Origin of the sequence: Xylophilus sp. GW821-FHT01B05, from assembly GCA_038961845.1 — a bacterium.
Taxonomy (GTDB): Bacteria; Pseudomonadota; Gammaproteobacteria; order Burkholderiales; family Burkholderiaceae_C; genus Xylophilus.
Genome location: CP152408.1, coordinates 169,097 through 183,226, shown reverse-complemented (window position 1 = coordinate 183,226; position 14,130 = coordinate 169,097). Strand labels below are relative to the sequence as shown.

Below are 14,130 nucleotides of genomic sequence, written 5' to 3'. Positions count from 1 at the left end.
AAGTTCCCGCTCAACCGTCAACCGCCTTGACGGTCACCGTCACGGCGACGACCGAGGCCCGATGGCCGACCACCCTCGAAGCCAGCGGGTCCATTGCGCCTTGGCAGGACGCGGTGATCGGCTCGCAGGTGTCGGGCCTGCGGCTGACCGACATTCGAGTGAACGTGGGCGACCATGTCAAGCGTGGGCAGGTGTTGGCGGTGTTCGACGTCGATCTGCTGCGCGCCGATGAGGCCCGCCTCCAGGCGCTCTCCCAGCAGGCGGAGGCCAACGGCAAGCGCGCCCTGCAACTCAAGGGCTCGGGGGGCATCAGCGAGCAGGAAGTGCTCCAGTACACGACCCAAGCCGACGTGGCCAAGGCACAGCTCCAGAGCACCCGGTTGCAACTGCGCTATGCCGAGGTGACGGCCATGGACGACGGAGTCATCAGCGCGCGCACGGCCACCGTCGGAGCCGTCTATGGCACGGGCCAGGAGTTGTTCCGCATGATTCGCCAAAGTCGCCTGGAATGGCGCGGCGAGATGACCGCCGTGCAACTGGCCCAGGTCCAACCTGGCCAGCGCGTCGAGCTCGCTCTACCCGATGGCAGCTCCGCCATCGCCAAGGTGCGCCAGATAGCGCCCAGCCTGGACGGCCAGACGCGGCTCGGGATTGCCTATGCCGACATCGGCCCAGGCAGCGCGGCTCGCGCCGGCATGTACGTCAGGGGCCAGGTTGCGCTGCCTGACAGCCGCGCCGTCTTCGTGCCCGCCGCCAGCGTGGTGATCCGCGACGGCCGCAGCTACGTGCCCAAACTGCTGGATGGCGACCGAATCGGCCTGCAGGCCGTGACCGTGGGCCGCCGCCAGAAAGACCGGCTGGAGATCGTCTCCGGCCTTCGCGTTGGGGAGAAGGTTGCCGTGCAAGGAGCTGGGTTCCTCAATGATGGCGACCTGGTGCACGTTGCTACGGCGCCTCTTTCCGCGAAGGAGTAGCCCATGAACTTTGCAACCTGGTCAATCCGCAACCCGATCCCCGCGGTACTGCTTTTCATCCTGCTTTCTCTCGCTGGCATCCTCGGCTTTCGTGCTCTGCCGATCGCCGACATGCCCGATCTCGATCTGCCAACGGTGGTGGTCATGCTGACCCAGCCCGGTGCCGCTCCGGCCCAGATGGAGACGGAGGTGGCCCGCAAGGTGGAGGACTCGCTGGCCACGCTGTCCGGCATCAAGCACATCAGCACTTCCATCGTCGATGGCCAGGTCACGATCAACGTCGAGTTCATCCTCGAGAAGAAGCTGTCCGACGCGTTGATCGAGACAAAGGATGCCGTCGACAAGGTCCGTTCCGATTTGCCCACGGACCTGCAGCAGCCCTCCATCAGCGCAGTCCGGGTCGGCAGCGGTGAGGCAACCCTGGTCTACGCGGTGGCGTCCTCGCGAATGAACGAAGAGGCCCTGTCCTGGTTCGTGGACGACATCGTCAACAAGACCATCCTGGGCGTGCCCGGCATCGGAAAGTTCGAACGCGTCGGAGGCGTCCAGCGGCAGGTGCGGGTGGAAGTGGATCCGTCGCGGCTGGCCGCGCAGGGGGCAACGGCCGCCGACGTTTCCCGCGCATTGAAGAGCGTGGAGCAGGAATCGTCGGGCGGCCGCGGGCAGTTAGACGGCAACGAGCAAGCGGTGCGCACCATCGCCACCGTGCGCCAGGCCAATGAACTCAACAGCCTCCCGGTCGTCCTGGACAACGGGCGACGCATCAATCTGGACCAGGTCGCCACCGTCAGGGACACCTACGCAGACCGCACCCAGCTCGCCACGTTGGACGGCAAGCCCGTCGTTGGCTTCCGAATCACGCGGGCGAAGGGGTTCGACGAGACGCGCGTCGCCGCGAGCGTTATGGACGCGCTTGGGAAGCTGCACGCCGCAGATGCGAGCCTGAGCTTCACCAAGGTGTCGGGCACGGTCGACTACACGCGCGAGCAGTACGAGGGCTCCATGCACATGCTCTACGAGGGAGCATTGCTGGCGGTCATCGTCGTCTGGTGGTTCCTGCGCGACTGGCGCGCCACCCTGATCTCCGCCTCGGCCTTGCCGCTGTCGATCCTCCCGACGTTCGCCGTCATGAACTGGCTCGGCTACTCGCTCAACACCCTGACGCTGCTGGCACTGGCCGTGATCGTGGGGATCTTGGTCGATGATGCGATTGTCGAGATCGAGAACATCGAGCGCCACAGCCGCATGGGCAAGCCCATCAAGCAGGCCGCTGGCGACGCGGTCAACGAGATCGCGCTCGCAGTCCTCGCCACCACCATGGCCCTGGTGGTGGTGTTCCTGCCGACGGCCATGATGAGTGGCGTACCAGGCCTGTTCTTCAAGCAGTTCGGCTGGACGGCCGTGGTCGCGGTGCTTTCCTCGTTACTCGTGGCGCGGGTACTGACACCGATGATGGCCGCGTACCTGCTCAAGACCCACACCACCCACGTGGAGACCAAGGACGGCGTACTGATGACCCGCTACCTGGGTTGGGTACGCTGGTGCCTCAGCCATCGCAAGATCACGTTGATCGGCACGATACTGGTCTTCGCTGCTTCCGTGGCGGCGGTGCCGCTTCTCGAGACGGGCCTGATACCCGCCTCCGACAAGGGCTACAGCAACATCAACATCGAGTTGCCCCCGGGCAGCAGCCTGGAGTCGACCCGGGCATCCGCTGAGGCGGTGAGCCGCGCCATCCAGAAGATTGCGGGTATTGAACATGTCATGACCACGGTGGGCGTGTCCCAGCCGGCGGGCCGCGGACAGTCCCAGGCGGCAGAGGTGCGCCGCGCCACGATGACGCTGGTCTTCTCAGAGCGCGGCGCCCGGCCTAGCCAAATCAGCATCGAAAACCAGGTGCGTGGTGTGTTGCGCGAAGTGCCGGGGGCACGGTTCTCCATGGGGAGCGGTGGCCTGGGAGAGAAGGTATCCCTGATTCTCGCTAGCGACGACAAGGTCGCGCTGAAGGCCTCAGCGCAGGCACTGGAGCGGCAGTTGCGCGATGTCCCCGGCCTGGCCAACATCACGTCGACCGCGAGTCTGGAACGTCCCGAGATCACCGTGCGCCCCGACGCGCAGCAAGCGGCGGAACAAGGCGTCGCAACGTCTGCCATCGGAGAGATGGTGCGCATCGCCACCAACGGCGATTTCGCCGCGCAGATGGCCAAGCTCAATCTCGACAACCGCCAGGTCGCGATCCAGGTTCGAATCCCGGACCTTGCACGGCAGGACCTGGAGACGGTGTCGAACCTGCGGATCCATGGCCGCAACGGCCTGATTCCCTTGTCGAGCGTCGCGACCTTGACGGTGGAGAGCGGCCCCAGCCAGATCGACCGCTTCGACCGGCGCAGATATGTCAACGTCTCCGCCGACCTCGGCGGCATGCCCCTGGGCCAGGCCCTGGCCATCGCCAAGGCCTTGCCGGCGATCCAGGCCATGCCCTCCAGCGTCAAGCTGATCGAAACCGGCGACGCAGAAGTCATGACGGAACTGCAGCAGGGCTTCGGCATGGCCATCGTCATCGGCGTGCTGTGCGTCTACTGCGTCTTGGTGCTGCTGTTCCAGGACTTCTTCCAGCCGCTGACCATCCTGTCCGCCATCCCGTTGTCGGTCGGGGGCGCCTTCGTCGCTTTGCTCGTCAGCCGCGGCATGCTGAGCCTGCCGTCGATGATCGGCCTCGTGATGCTGATGGGCATCGTCACCAAAAACTCCATCCTGCTCGTGGAGTACGCCGTGATGGGGATCAAGCAACAAGGCCTATCCGTCGGCCAGTCCTTGATCAACGCGTGCCATATGCGCGTGCGCCCCATCGTCATGACCACCCTGGCAATGATCGCCGGCATGCTGCCCATCGCACTGGGCCTGGGCGCGGATGCCAGCTTCCGCCAGCCCATGGCCATCGCCGTTATCGGTGGACTCATCACGTCAACCGCGCTGAGCCTGCTGGTCGTCCCCGTGGCGTTCACTTACGTAGATGACCTGGAGAACTTGCTGCATCGCTGGTTCGGCAGACAATCCGCGACACCGCTGGCACTTGAGCACTCAGACCGGGCAGCCAATGCCAGCAACGCATGAGGGGGGCTTCAAGAACGCGAAGCAAGCCAAGAGCCCGTACTACCAGCCCATATTGGTCGGCACCAGGCCGGTTTGATCTGTCGGTGCGCGCTGGCCCTCGCCGCGCACCGCCCGCGTCAAAGACTGTTGGCTTCCCCGCCGGGCAGATGGGCAGAGTCGGCCCCCGGGAATCCTTCGCCGGGCCTGGGGATTTCGCGCCTGTGGATGGACGCGAAGCTGGCGCAGCAGACCGCCCCGATCACCGGGACCAGCCACACCAGCAGCAGTTGCAACCCACGCTGCAGCGGCGAATAGAAGTCGCTGCGCAGCACCACAAAGCTTGCGATCAGGTTGCCGACGAGCACGGCGACGGCGATGAAGACAAGCACGGCGTATACATGTCCAGGCAAGGTGGTTTCTCCAAAGTCTTTGGGTGAATGTAGCAAGGGCGCAGGCCTGCGCAGCGGGCTATTCACGGGCACCAAGGGATGATCAAAATCATCCGCCGGGTCATGCGACATGCCCAGCTTCTCCATCACGCGACGCGGGGAGCGGGTGATTCTCACCCGGCCACTTTCTAGTCAACCACCTTCATCTGCATCTCATTCATGCGCCCACCGTGCACCGTGAGCTGCGCGAAAGCGGCATCGAGCCGGGCGACGTCAGCCACCGTCAGTTGGACATGGATAGCGCCCAGGTTCTCCTTCAGGTGGGCGGGGTTGCGCGTGCCGGGGATGGGCACGATGAAGGGCTTTCTGGCCAGCAGCCAGGCCAGCGAGATCTGGGCGGGCGTGGCATTTTTCGACGCGGCAAACTGCCGGAGCAGATCGGCGATGGGCTGGTTGGCCGCGACCGCATCGGGCTTGAAGCGGTCGAAGCCTGAGCGCAGGTCGGTGGCCGGGTCGAGCCTGGTCTGCGCGTTGATCTTGCCGGTGAGGTAGCCCATGCCCACCGGGCCCCAGGGGACGAAGCCTATGCCCAGCTCTTCGCAGATGGCCAGCACGCCATTGCGCTCGGGGCTGCGCTCCATGAAGGAGTACTCGGTCTGCACGGCGGCGACGGCTTGCACGGCATGCGCGCGGCGGATGGTTTGGGCGTTGGCTTCTGACAGGCCAAAGTGCAGCACCTTGCCTTGCTGGATGAGGTCCTTGACCGCGCCGGCTACGTCTTCGATGGGCACGCTGGGGTCGACGCGGTGCTGGTAGTACAGGTCGATGCGGTCGGTTTGCAGCCGCTTGAGCGAGGCTTCGACGACCTTGCGGATGCGCTCAGGGCGGCTGTTGAGGCCGCCTTCGGGCTGCTCCAGCTCGAAGCCGAACTTGGTGGCGATGGCCACTTTGTTGCGGATGGGTGCGAGCGCCTTGCCCACCAGTTCTTCGTTGGTGTAGGGGCCATAGACCTCGGCGGTGTCGAAGAAGGTGACACCTTGATCGTGCGCGCTGCGGAGGATGGCAATGCCTTGGTTGATGTCTGCGGGCGGCCCGTAGTTGGCGCTGATGCTCATGCAGCCCGCGCCGATTTCCGAGACGCTGAGTGCGCCGAGTTTGCGTGTCTGCATGCTGTGTGCTCCTGTGTGCTGTGCGTTGCCAGAGGCGCCCCATGACAAGGGGCTGGCGGCCAGCGCGGCGCCGGCCAGCGAGGCCATGCGCAGGTAGTCGCGGCGGCCGATGGGGCCGTGAAAGTCGTTGGTCATGCTTGCTTTCAGGGGAGAGAAGGCGGGTTCAGGGCACTTTAGGATTCCCGGTGCAATAGAAAAAGTAGCAAATGCCGCATGTCTTTTGAAGATAATCTTCAATATGAAACTCAAGCAACTCGACGGCCTGATGGCGTTCTGGAAGGTGGCGCAGCGCAATGGCTTCAGTGCGGCCGCCGCCGAGCTGGAGGTATCGCCCTCTGCGCTGAGCCAGGCCATACGCAGCCTGGAGACGCGCCTGGGCGTGCGCCTGCTGAACCGCACCACCCGCAGCGTCAGCCTGACCGAGGCTGGCCGCGCCTACCTGGACCGGGTCGGCCCGGCGCTGGCGCAGGTGATCGATGCGGGCGAAGAGCTGAACGTCATGCAAGGCCGCCCGGCCGGGCTGCTGCGGCTTAACGCGGCGCGGGTGTCGATTGCCATGGTGCTGCAGCCCCTGCTCGCGGGCTTCTTGCGCGAGCACCCGCTGGTGCAGCTGGAGCTGGCCAATGACGAGGGCTTTGTCGACATCGTGGAGCGGGGCTTCGACGCCGGCATCCGCATGGGCGAAAGCGTGCACCAGGACATGGTGGCCGTGCCGCTGGGCGGGCCCGTCACCATGGTGGTGGTGGCCTCACCGGATTACCTCAAGCGGGCGCCCGCGCTGCGCCACCCCGATGATCTGGCGGGGCACAACTGCATCCGCTTTCGCTTTGCCGGCACGGGGGCCATCTACAAATGGGAGTTCGAGATCGAAGGCCGCCCGGTCGAATACGAGGTGCGCGGCAGCCTGACCATCAGCGATTCGCTGTTCGGCCTGGATGCCGCGCTGGAGGGCGTCGGGCTGGCCTACACCTATGAGCAACTGGCAGAGCCCCACATCAAGGCCAAGCGGCTCAAGCGCGTGCTGGCGCCGTTTGCGCCGACCTTCCCCGGCTTCTACCTGTACTACCCCAGCCGGCACGACCAGCCGACCAAGCTCAAGGCCTTGATCGAATATGTCGGGCGTAGGGCTTGATCAGCGGGCCACCGGTGCAATGCCTTCAAGCACGATGCGCGTCACGTTCGTGACGGCTTCCTCAAAAAACTCCGGATCATCCAGCGTGCGCCCGGTCAGCGCCTGCACCTGCACGCCAAAGTCGGCGTAGTGCTGTGTGGTGGCCCATAGCGCGAAGATCAGGTGGTGCGGATCGACCGGGGCAAGCTTGCCGTCGGCGACCCAGCTGCGGATCACCTCTGACTTGCGCTCGACCAGGTCGCGCAGCTCGCGCCCCAGTTCGTCGCGCAGCAGCGGTGCGCCCTGCACCATCTCCAGGCAGTACAGGCGTGAGGCCTCGGGGCTGTCGCGCGATACGGCGAGCTTGCGGCGGATGTAGTCGCCAATGGCCTGGCGCGGGTCCTGCTCTGCGCTGAAGCCGCGCAGGGGCTCCAGCCATACGTCCAGCAGGTTGCGCAGCACCGAGACGTACAGCTCTTCCTTGTTGGCGAAGTAGTAGAGCAGGTTGCTTTTGGACACATCCGCGCGTGCAGCGACCTGATCCACGCTGGTGCCATGCAAGCCAAAACGCGAGAAAAGCCCCAAGGCGGCGCTCAGGATGGTGCTGCGCTTGTCCTCGATCTGGCGCTGGCGGCGGTTCACGGCGGTGGGGCTGCGCGCGGCGGGTGCGCGTTTGGCCACAACTCGCTTGGCGGGCGCGGTGCCGCGTGCGCTCTTGGCTTCGGCCAGCGCCAGTCCTTTGGTCTTTGGCATGTGTGCCCGCCTCCTTGAATTCGTTGATGTGTGCTCTGCCCAGCTTGCCTTGCACAGGCCGTACCCGGCGCGGCGCACCACTGTAAAGCCCACGGCCACCAAGCGAAGCGGTTTGTCCATTTGGTCCAACTGGCATGGACGTTGCATACCGCCCTGCCCATGCAGCCCGCCACGGATTCCCCGTGCACGCGGCGTGCGTGGAGATTCGAGTCATGACTCTGTTGTCCGTACCGATCATCGATCTGGCGCCCTACTTCGCCGGCACGCCTGAGGGCAAGGCCGCCGTGGCGCGCGAGGTGGACGAGGCCTGCCGCAGCATCGGCTTTCTGGTGATCACGCACCACGGCATTGCGCCCGGGCTGATTGCCCGCGTATCGGCCGCGTCGCGCGCCTTCTTTGCGCTGCCGCTGGCCGACAAGCGCCGGGTAGACCGCCCGCGCGACGATGCCGTGCGCGGCTTCAGCGCGGTGGGCGAAGAAGGCTTGTCGTACAGCCTGGAAGAGCAGGCGCCGGGCGACCTGAAGGAGTCCTTCTCGATCGGGCCCAGCAATGTGCCCAATGACGACTACCACCGCGGCCCCGCGGCGGGCGCGCACTTCGAGCCCAACAGCTGGCCCAGCATCGCGGGCTTTCAAGAGGCGTACACCGAGTACTTCGATGCCATGAGCGCGCTGTCGCGCTCGCTGATGCGCATCTTTGCGCTGGCGTTGAAGTTGGATGAGCACTACTTCGACGACAAGATCGACCAGCACATCAGCATGTTCCGCGTGCTGAGCTACCCGCCCCAGAAAGAGGCGCCGCTGCCCGGCCAGTTGCGCGCCGGTGCGCACAGCGACTACGGCAGCCTGACCATCGTGCTGCCCGACGACAAGGGCCTGCAGGTGTTCAACAAGGCCGGCCAGTGGGTGGACGTGCCCATGGTGGAAGGCGGGCTGGTGGTGAACATCGCCGACCTGATGATGCAGTGGACCAACGACCAGTGGGTGTCCACCCTGCACCGCGTAAGCAACCCGCCGTTCGAGGTGGCCAGCACCAACCGGCGGCAGTCGCTGGTGTTTTTCCACCAGCCCAATTACGACGCGATGGTGGAGTGTTTGCCAAGCTGCCTGGCGCCGGGTGAGCAGCCGAAGTACGCGCCTGTGACATCGGGCGACCACCTCACGTCGAAGTTCGTCAAGCAGACGACTTTTGGTGGGACGAAGGTTGTGGCTTGAGATGGCAGTTTGTTGTTTGGGCCGCAAAAGCACAGCGTGCCCTGTGCACAGGGCGCCGGGTGCTCCCCGCAGCGAAATCAAGGAGGAGGCCGCAGGCCGGGGGACATTCGCGGAGGGGAGTACCCGGTGGCCTGGGCACACGTACTGAAAAAACCCGCAAACAGACACCCGACATGCCCCACCTCTCCTACGTCAACGTCTTCGCCAAAGACGTAGTCGCACTCAGCGGCTTCTACCAACGGGTATTTGGATTTGCAGAGATAGAGGCGATCCGCTCGCCCATCTTCCGCGGCCTGGATACCGGCAAATCAAGCCTTGGCTTCAACGCGCTCGAGGCCTACGAGCTGCTGCATTTATCCGAGCACTCAGACACGCGCGGCGTGAAGTTTCTGCTCAACATTGACGTCGACAGCCAGGCCGATGTCGACCGCATGGTGCCGGTGGCGCTGGCGGCCGGTGCCACGCTGGTGAAGGCGCCCTACGAGACCTACTACCACTGGTACCAGGCGGTGCTGCTGGACCCGGAAGGCAACGTGTTCCGCATCAACTTCATGATGTGATGGGCCATCCACCCACCTTGCTGCCCACCGAAGTACACGGCGCCGAGCAGGCGCTGGCGGCCTTGGCGGCGCAGGCGCGCGCGGAGCTGGCCGCCCTGGCCTACCCGGAGCGCGCCTGGGTGCAACCGGCCCGTGCCGACGGCGCGCACGTGCATGACGTGCTGATCGTCGGCGGCGGCCAGAGCGGGCTGACCGCCTGCGCCATGCTGCGGGCGCAGGGCGTGGCCAACGTGGTGGTGCTGGACCGCGCACGCGCCGGCAGCGAAGGCGTGTGGGAAAGCTTTGCCCGCATGCCCGAGCTGCGCACGCCCAAGCAGCTCAACGGCATGGAGCTGGGCCTGCCCGCGCTGGGTGTGCAGCGCTGGTACGCCACCCGCTTTGGCGCTGCGGCCTGGCAGGGCATGGACCGCATCCCGCGCACGCTGTGGATGGACTACCTGCGCTGGTACCGCGCCACGCTGGCGCTGCCGGTAGAGAACGAGGTCGAGGTGCTGGACCTGCGCCCCGCGCCGCAGCCCGGCCTGCTGGCGGTGGACACCCGCAGCCACGGCCACACGCGCACCCGCCTGGCGCGCCTGGTGGTGCTGGCCACCGGCAGCGATGGCGCCGGCGCCTGGCGCGTGCCGGCCTTCATCGCCGCGCCCTTGCCGGCCGGGCGCTGCCACCACTCCAGCGATGCGATCGACTTCAGCGCGCTGCGCGGCCAGCGCGTGGGCGTGCTGGGCCACGGCGCATCGGCCTTCGACAACGCGGTGGCGGCGCTGGAGGCGGGCGCGCAGTCGGTGGACCTGTGCTTCCGGCGCGACCGCCTGCCGCGCATCAACCCGCACCGCCACATCGAAACCGCCGGCCTGATGACGCACTACGCGCGGCTGGGCGACGCCACGCGCTGGCAGGTGGCGCAGCACTTCCGCAGCGTGGACCAGCCGCCGCCGCGCGGCAGCTTCCGGCGTGCGCTGGCGCTGCCCGGCTTGCGGCTGCGCGCGGCCTGCGGCTGGCAGCAGGTGCGCTGGTCGGGGCAGGACATCGCCATCGACACGCCGCAGGGCGAGCTGCGCTTTGACCACGTGATCTGCGCCACCGGCCAGGCCTTTGACCTGTCGGCCCGGCCCGAGCTGCAGACGCTGGCGCCGCGCGTGGCGCGCTGGCACCAGCGCTATGCGCCGCCGCCGGCGCAGGCCAGCGAGACGCTGGGCGCACACCCCTACCTGGGCGAGCACTACGAGTTTCTGCCGCAGCAGGCGGCAGACGACTGGGTCACGCGCGTGTTCGCCTTCAACAGCGCGAGCTACGTCAGCCACGGGCCGCACTCGACCTCCATCAGCGGCCACAAGCACGCGCTGCCGCGCCTGGTGCGCGGCCTGACGCAGCGCCTGTTCCTGGACCAGGAAGGCACGCTGCTGGAAGGCCTGCGGCGCTACGCCGAGGTGGAGCTGGAGCTGCCCGACGACTTCGAAGCCGCACATTCCGCCCCAACCGAACCTGCCGCGCCGCTGCGGGAACCCGCATGAAGTCCACAAGCTTTGCCCTGATAGACCTGCCGATCCAGCCGCTCACGCCGCAGGCCTTTGCCCCCTTTGGCACGGTGATGGCCGCGCTGGAAGACGGCATCGCCTTTGGCCCGCAGGACGCGCAGCTGGAGCTGTCGCGCGGCACGCCGCGCTTCTACACCATGCGCCTGCACAGGCGCCACACCGATGCCGACATGACGGTGCGCCGCATCACGCGCCACCGCGCAGTCACGCAGGCGCTGGCCTCGGCCGGCGGGCATGACTGGGTGATGGCGGTGGCACCGCCGCTGCAGGTCGATGTGCCGGACGCCGAGCCGGCGCTGGCCGACATCCGCGCCTTTCGCATTCCGGGTGACGTGGCGGTGATGCTGCACCGTGGCACCTGGCATGCCGGCCCGCTGTTCGATACGCCCGAGGCCTGCTTCTTCAACCTTGAGCTGGCCGACACCAACCAGGTCGACCACCACAGCTGCGAGCTGGGCCCGCGCTATGGCGCGACGCTGCGGCTGGTGGGCTGAGCCGCTCTGTTTTCCGCATCCCCGCATCTCTCTCCTCTTCAACGAAAGGTCTTCCCATGTTGCGTAAATCCATGCTGGGCGCCGCTGCGGCGCTGGTGTTCTGTGCGGTGCTGTCGGGCCCCGCGCTGGCCGATGGCTTCACCCTCAAGGACAAGCCCAAGATCGCCATGATCTATTTCGGCCCCAAGAACGACGGCGGCTGGACCCAGGCCTTTGATGAGGCGCGCGTGAAGATCGAGGCCGCGCTGGGCCAGAAGATCCAGTTCGTGGAAGGCGTGCCGGAAGACGCCTCGGCCATCAAGCCGGCGGTAGAGCGCTTTATCCAGCGCGGCGCCAACATCGTCATCGGCACCGCCTTTGGCTACTCTGATGCGTTCAAGGAGCTGGCCGACAAATACCCCAACGTGGCCTTCCTGAACGGCTCGGGCACCACCAACGGCGCCAACCTTGAATCCTTCTACGGCCGCACTTATGAGAGCCAGTACCTGTGCGGCATGGCGGCCGGCGCGGCCAGCAAAAGCGGCAAGCTCGGCTTTGTCGCGGCCAACCCCTTTGGCGTGGTGAACTGGACGGTCAACGCCTTTGCGCTGGGCGCGCAGAAGATGAACCCCAACGCCACCGTCACCGTGATCTACACCGGCGCCTGGAACGACCCGGTCAAAGAACGCGCCGCCGCCGTCGCCCTGATCGACCAGGGTGCTGACGTGATTGGCCAGCACGTGGACAGCCCCACGCCGCAACTGGTGGCGCAAGAGCGCGGCGTGTACGGCACCGGCCACCACCGGGATCTGCGCCAGTTCGCGCCCAAGGCCACGCTGTGCTCATCGGTGTGGATCTGGGACAAGTTCCTGATCCCCGAGCTGAAGAAGATCGAGGCCGGCAACTGGAAGCCCGCGCCCTACGGCGCCTTTATCGAAATGAAGGACGGCGGCACCGACATCGCCGGCTTTGGCCCGGCCGTGCCCAAGGACAAGGCCACCGCCATCATGGCCGAGCGCGACGCATTGCTGAAGGGCAAGCAGATCTACGCCGGCCCGCTGAAAGACCGCGACGGCAAGGAGCGCGTGGCCGCCGGCGCCGTGCTGTCGGACGCCGACCTGTGGAAGATGGACTGGTACGTCAAGGGCGTGGTCACGCAGAAGTAGCCGGCACTGGGGAAGATCATTTTGGGACGTTTTTACTTTTTTATCTGAATGATCTTGCCCAGGCAGCCCCTGGGCATCAAGCCCATGCCGCAAATTTACCCATCAATTTCAGACCATTTTCGCCATGACCGATGCGCTGCTGCTTCAAGGCATCCACAAATCCTTTGACGGCTTCGTGGCGCTGGCCGACGCGCACTTTGCCGCGCGCTGGGGCGAGGTGCATGCGCTGCTGGGCGAGAACGGCGCGGGCAAGTCCTCGCTGATGAACATCGCGGCCGGCCTCTACGCGCCCGAGGCCGGCACGCTGCTGGTAGACGACAACCCGGTGCGCCTGGCCGGCCCCAGCGATGCGGCGCGCCACCGCATCGGCATGGTGCACCAGCACTTCAAACTGGTCGCGCCCTTCAGCGTGGCCGAAAACATTCTGCTCAGCGTGCCGGTGGACGACGAGGACGTGAGCAGCTACCGCCAGCGCCTGGCGCGCATACGCGCGGCCATCCTCACGCAGGCGCATGCGCTGGGCTTTGAGATCGACCCCGATCAGCGTGTAGACCGGCTGTCTGTCGCCGAGCAGCAGCGCGTGGAAATCCTCAAGGTGCTGCTGGCCGGCGCGCGCATCCTGATCCTGGACGAGCCCACTGCCGTACTCACCGACACCGAGGCCGCGCGCCTGCTGCAAACCGTGCAGGCGCTGGCCCGGCGCCAGGGCACGGCCGTGGTGCTGGTCACGCACAAGATGGCGGACGTAAAACGCTACGCCGACCGCGTCACCGTGATGCGCGGCGGCCGCACCATCGCCACGCTGGACCCACGCGAAACGCCCGAGGCCGAGCTGGTGCGCCTGACCGTGGGCGAGGCACTGCCGCCACCCGCGCGCGCACAGACCACACGCGGCGCCGCGCGGCTGGTGTTGAAGGATCTGTACAGCGCCAACGCAGGCGGCCCGCCCGCGCTCGACGGCATCAGCCTCACCGTGCACGCGGGCGAGATCTATGGCCTGGCCGGCGTCGGTGGCAACGGCCAGAGCGAGCTGGCCCAGGCCATCATGGGCCTGCTCGCCACGCAGGGCGGCAGCATGACGCTGGAAGGCTTTGGCGACCTGCGCGCCGCCACCACGGTGCAGCGCCGCGAGCTGGGCATTGCCGCGATACCGGCCGACCGTTATGGGCTGGCGCTGGCCGGTGCTTTGTCGGTGGCAGAGAACTTTGGCATCGGCCAGGTGCACGCCGGCCGCTATGGCCGCGCGGCGCGCCTGGACCGCCGCCGCATGGAGGCCGAGGCCACGGCTGCGGTGAAGGCCTTCGACGTATTGGGCGTGCGCTCAATCCGGCAAAAGGCCGCGCTGCTGTCGGGCGGCAATGCGCAAAAGCTGGTGATCGCGCGCGAGTTCAGTCGCAACCCGCGCCTGGTGCTGGCGCACAGCCCCAGCCGTGGCCTGGACGTGCGCGCCGGCGCCCAAGTGCACGAGCGCCTGCGCGCCGCCCGCGATGCCGGCGCCGCCGTGCTGCTGATCAGCGAAGACCTGGACGAGGTGCTGGCGCTGGCCGACCGCGTGGGCGTGATCGTGCGCGGGCGCATCGTCGGTGAATTCAACACCCCGGTGGATCGCCAAGCCGTTGGACAAGCGATGGTCGCGCATGGCTGAACTCACTCTTCCCCTTTCCGGCCATGCACAGGCCCCCGCCGCAACGCC

The 14,130-nt window shown here is 66.6% G+C and carries 12 protein-coding genes; 9 read left to right on the top strand and 3 right to left on the bottom strand.

The window, feature by feature from the left end; translation table 11 throughout:
• The first annotated feature begins 26 nt into the window (after positions 1 to 26).
• Positions 27 to 974, top strand: coding sequence for an efflux RND transporter periplasmic adaptor subunit (locus tag AAFF27_00845; GenBank protein XAH23766.1), 948 nt, complete (start codon positions 27 to 29; stop codon positions 972 to 974).
• Positions 975 to 977: 3 nt separating this feature from the next.
• Positions 978 to 4,088: an efflux RND transporter permease subunit gene (locus AAFF27_00840; GenBank protein ID XAH23765.1), complete on the top strand. Its 3,111-nt coding sequence runs from the start codon at positions 978 to 980 to the stop codon at positions 4,086 to 4,088.
• A gap of 116 nt (positions 4,089 to 4,204) precedes the next feature.
• Here the strand turns inward: AAFF27_00840 and AAFF27_00835 are convergent, their stop codons facing one another.
• Positions 4,205 to 4,588, bottom strand: coding sequence for a hypothetical protein (locus AAFF27_00835; GenBank protein ID XAH23764.1), 384 nt, complete (start codon positions 4,586 to 4,588; stop codon positions 4,205 to 4,207).
• A gap of 56 nt (positions 4,589 to 4,644) precedes the next feature.
• The gene (locus AAFF27_00830; GenBank protein ID XAH26352.1) at positions 4,645 to 5,625 is read right to left on the bottom strand and encodes an aldo/keto reductase; all 981 of its coding nucleotides are present in this window, start codon (positions 5,623 to 5,625) and stop codon (positions 4,645 to 4,647) included.
• Between the two features lie 238 nt (positions 5,626 to 5,863).
• Between AAFF27_00830 and AAFF27_00825 the strand changes: the two genes are divergently transcribed.
• Positions 5,864 to 6,757 (top strand): LysR family transcriptional regulator, encoded by an 894-nt coding sequence (locus AAFF27_00825; GenBank protein XAH23763.1) that lies wholly within the window; start codon positions 5,864 to 5,866, stop codon positions 6,755 to 6,757.
• Here the strand turns inward: AAFF27_00825 and rutR are convergent, their stop codons facing one another.
• Positions 6,758 to 7,489: an HTH-type transcriptional regulator RutR gene (gene rutR / locus AAFF27_00820; GenBank protein XAH23762.1), complete on the bottom strand. Its 732-nt coding sequence runs from the start codon at positions 7,487 to 7,489 to the stop codon at positions 6,758 to 6,760.
• A 212-nt stretch (positions 7,490 to 7,701) separates the two neighbouring features.
• Here rutR and AAFF27_00815 point away from each other — a divergent pair, with 212 nt between their 5' ends.
• From AAFF27_00815 to AAFF27_00790, 6 genes are all read left to right on the top strand, one after another.
• Positions 7,702 to 8,703 (top strand): 2-oxoglutarate and iron-dependent oxygenase domain-containing protein, encoded by a 1,002-nt coding sequence (locus tag AAFF27_00815; protein XAH23761.1) that lies wholly within the window; start codon positions 7,702 to 7,704, stop codon positions 8,701 to 8,703.
• A 173-nt stretch (positions 8,704 to 8,876) separates the two neighbouring features.
• Positions 8,877 to 9,263, top strand: a complete 387-nt coding sequence (locus AAFF27_00810) for a VOC family protein (GenBank protein ID XAH23760.1) — start codon at positions 8,877 to 8,879, stop codon at positions 9,261 to 9,263.
• Positions 9,263 to 10,774, top strand: coding sequence for an NAD(P)/FAD-dependent oxidoreductase (locus AAFF27_00805; protein XAH23759.1), 1,512 nt, complete (start codon positions 9,263 to 9,265; stop codon positions 10,772 to 10,774). Before AAFF27_00810 ends, AAFF27_00805 begins: the two co-directional genes overlap by 1 nt.
• Positions 10,771 to 11,292: an ureidoglycolate lyase gene (locus AAFF27_00800; GenBank protein ID XAH23758.1), complete on the top strand. Its 522-nt coding sequence runs from the start codon at positions 10,771 to 10,773 to the stop codon at positions 11,290 to 11,292. Before AAFF27_00805 ends, AAFF27_00800 begins: the two co-directional genes overlap by 4 nt.
• Before the next feature lie 71 nt (positions 11,293 to 11,363).
• Positions 11,364 to 12,437 carry a BMP family ABC transporter substrate-binding protein gene (locus AAFF27_00795; GenBank protein XAH26351.1) on the top strand — a complete coding sequence of 358 codons (1,074 nt, stop codon included), beginning with the start codon at positions 11,364 to 11,366 and terminating at the stop codon, positions 12,435 to 12,437.
• Positions 12,438 to 12,561: 124 nt separating this feature from the next.
• Entirely contained in the window at positions 12,562 to 14,082 is a 1,521-nt protein-coding gene (locus AAFF27_00790) for an ABC transporter ATP-binding protein (protein ID XAH23757.1), read from the top strand.
• Positions 14,083 to 14,130 lie beyond the last annotated feature (48 nt).

Bases quoted from the DNA above. Each gene is read 5' to 3' on its own strand.
- AAFF27_00830 (XAH26352.1), bottom strand. From the start codon at position 5,625: ATGCAGACACGCAAACTCGGCGCACTCAGCGTCTCGGAAATCGGCGCG.
- AAFF27_00800 (XAH23758.1), top strand. From the start codon at position 10,771: ATGAAGTCCACAAGCTTTGCCCTGATAGACCTGCCGATCCAGCCGCTC.
- rutR (XAH23762.1), bottom strand. From the start codon at position 7,489: ATGCCAAAGACCAAAGGACTGGCGCTGGCCGAAGCCAAGAGCGCACGC.
- AAFF27_00815 (XAH23761.1), top strand. From the start codon at position 7,702: ATGACTCTGTTGTCCGTACCGATCATCGATCTGGCGCCCTACTTCGCC.
- AAFF27_00825 (XAH23763.1), top strand. From the start codon at position 5,864: ATGAAACTCAAGCAACTCGACGGCCTGATGGCGTTCTGGAAGGTGGCG.
- AAFF27_00790 (XAH23757.1), top strand. From the start codon at position 12,562: ATGACCGATGCGCTGCTGCTTCAAGGCATCCACAAATCCTTTGACGGC.
- AAFF27_00810 (XAH23760.1), top strand. From the start codon at position 8,877: ATGCCCCACCTCTCCTACGTCAACGTCTTCGCCAAAGACGTAGTCGCA.
- AAFF27_00805 (XAH23759.1), top strand. From the start codon at position 9,263: ATGGGCCATCCACCCACCTTGCTGCCCACCGAAGTACACGGCGCCGAG.
- AAFF27_00795 (XAH26351.1), top strand. From the start codon at position 11,364: ATGCTGGGCGCCGCTGCGGCGCTGGTGTTCTGTGCGGTGCTGTCGGGC.
- AAFF27_00835 (XAH23764.1), bottom strand. From the start codon at position 4,588: ATGTCGCATGACCCGGCGGATGATTTTGATCATCCCTTGGTGCCCGTG.
- AAFF27_00840 (XAH23765.1), top strand. From the start codon at position 978: ATGAACTTTGCAACCTGGTCAATCCGCAACCCGATCCCCGCGGTACTG.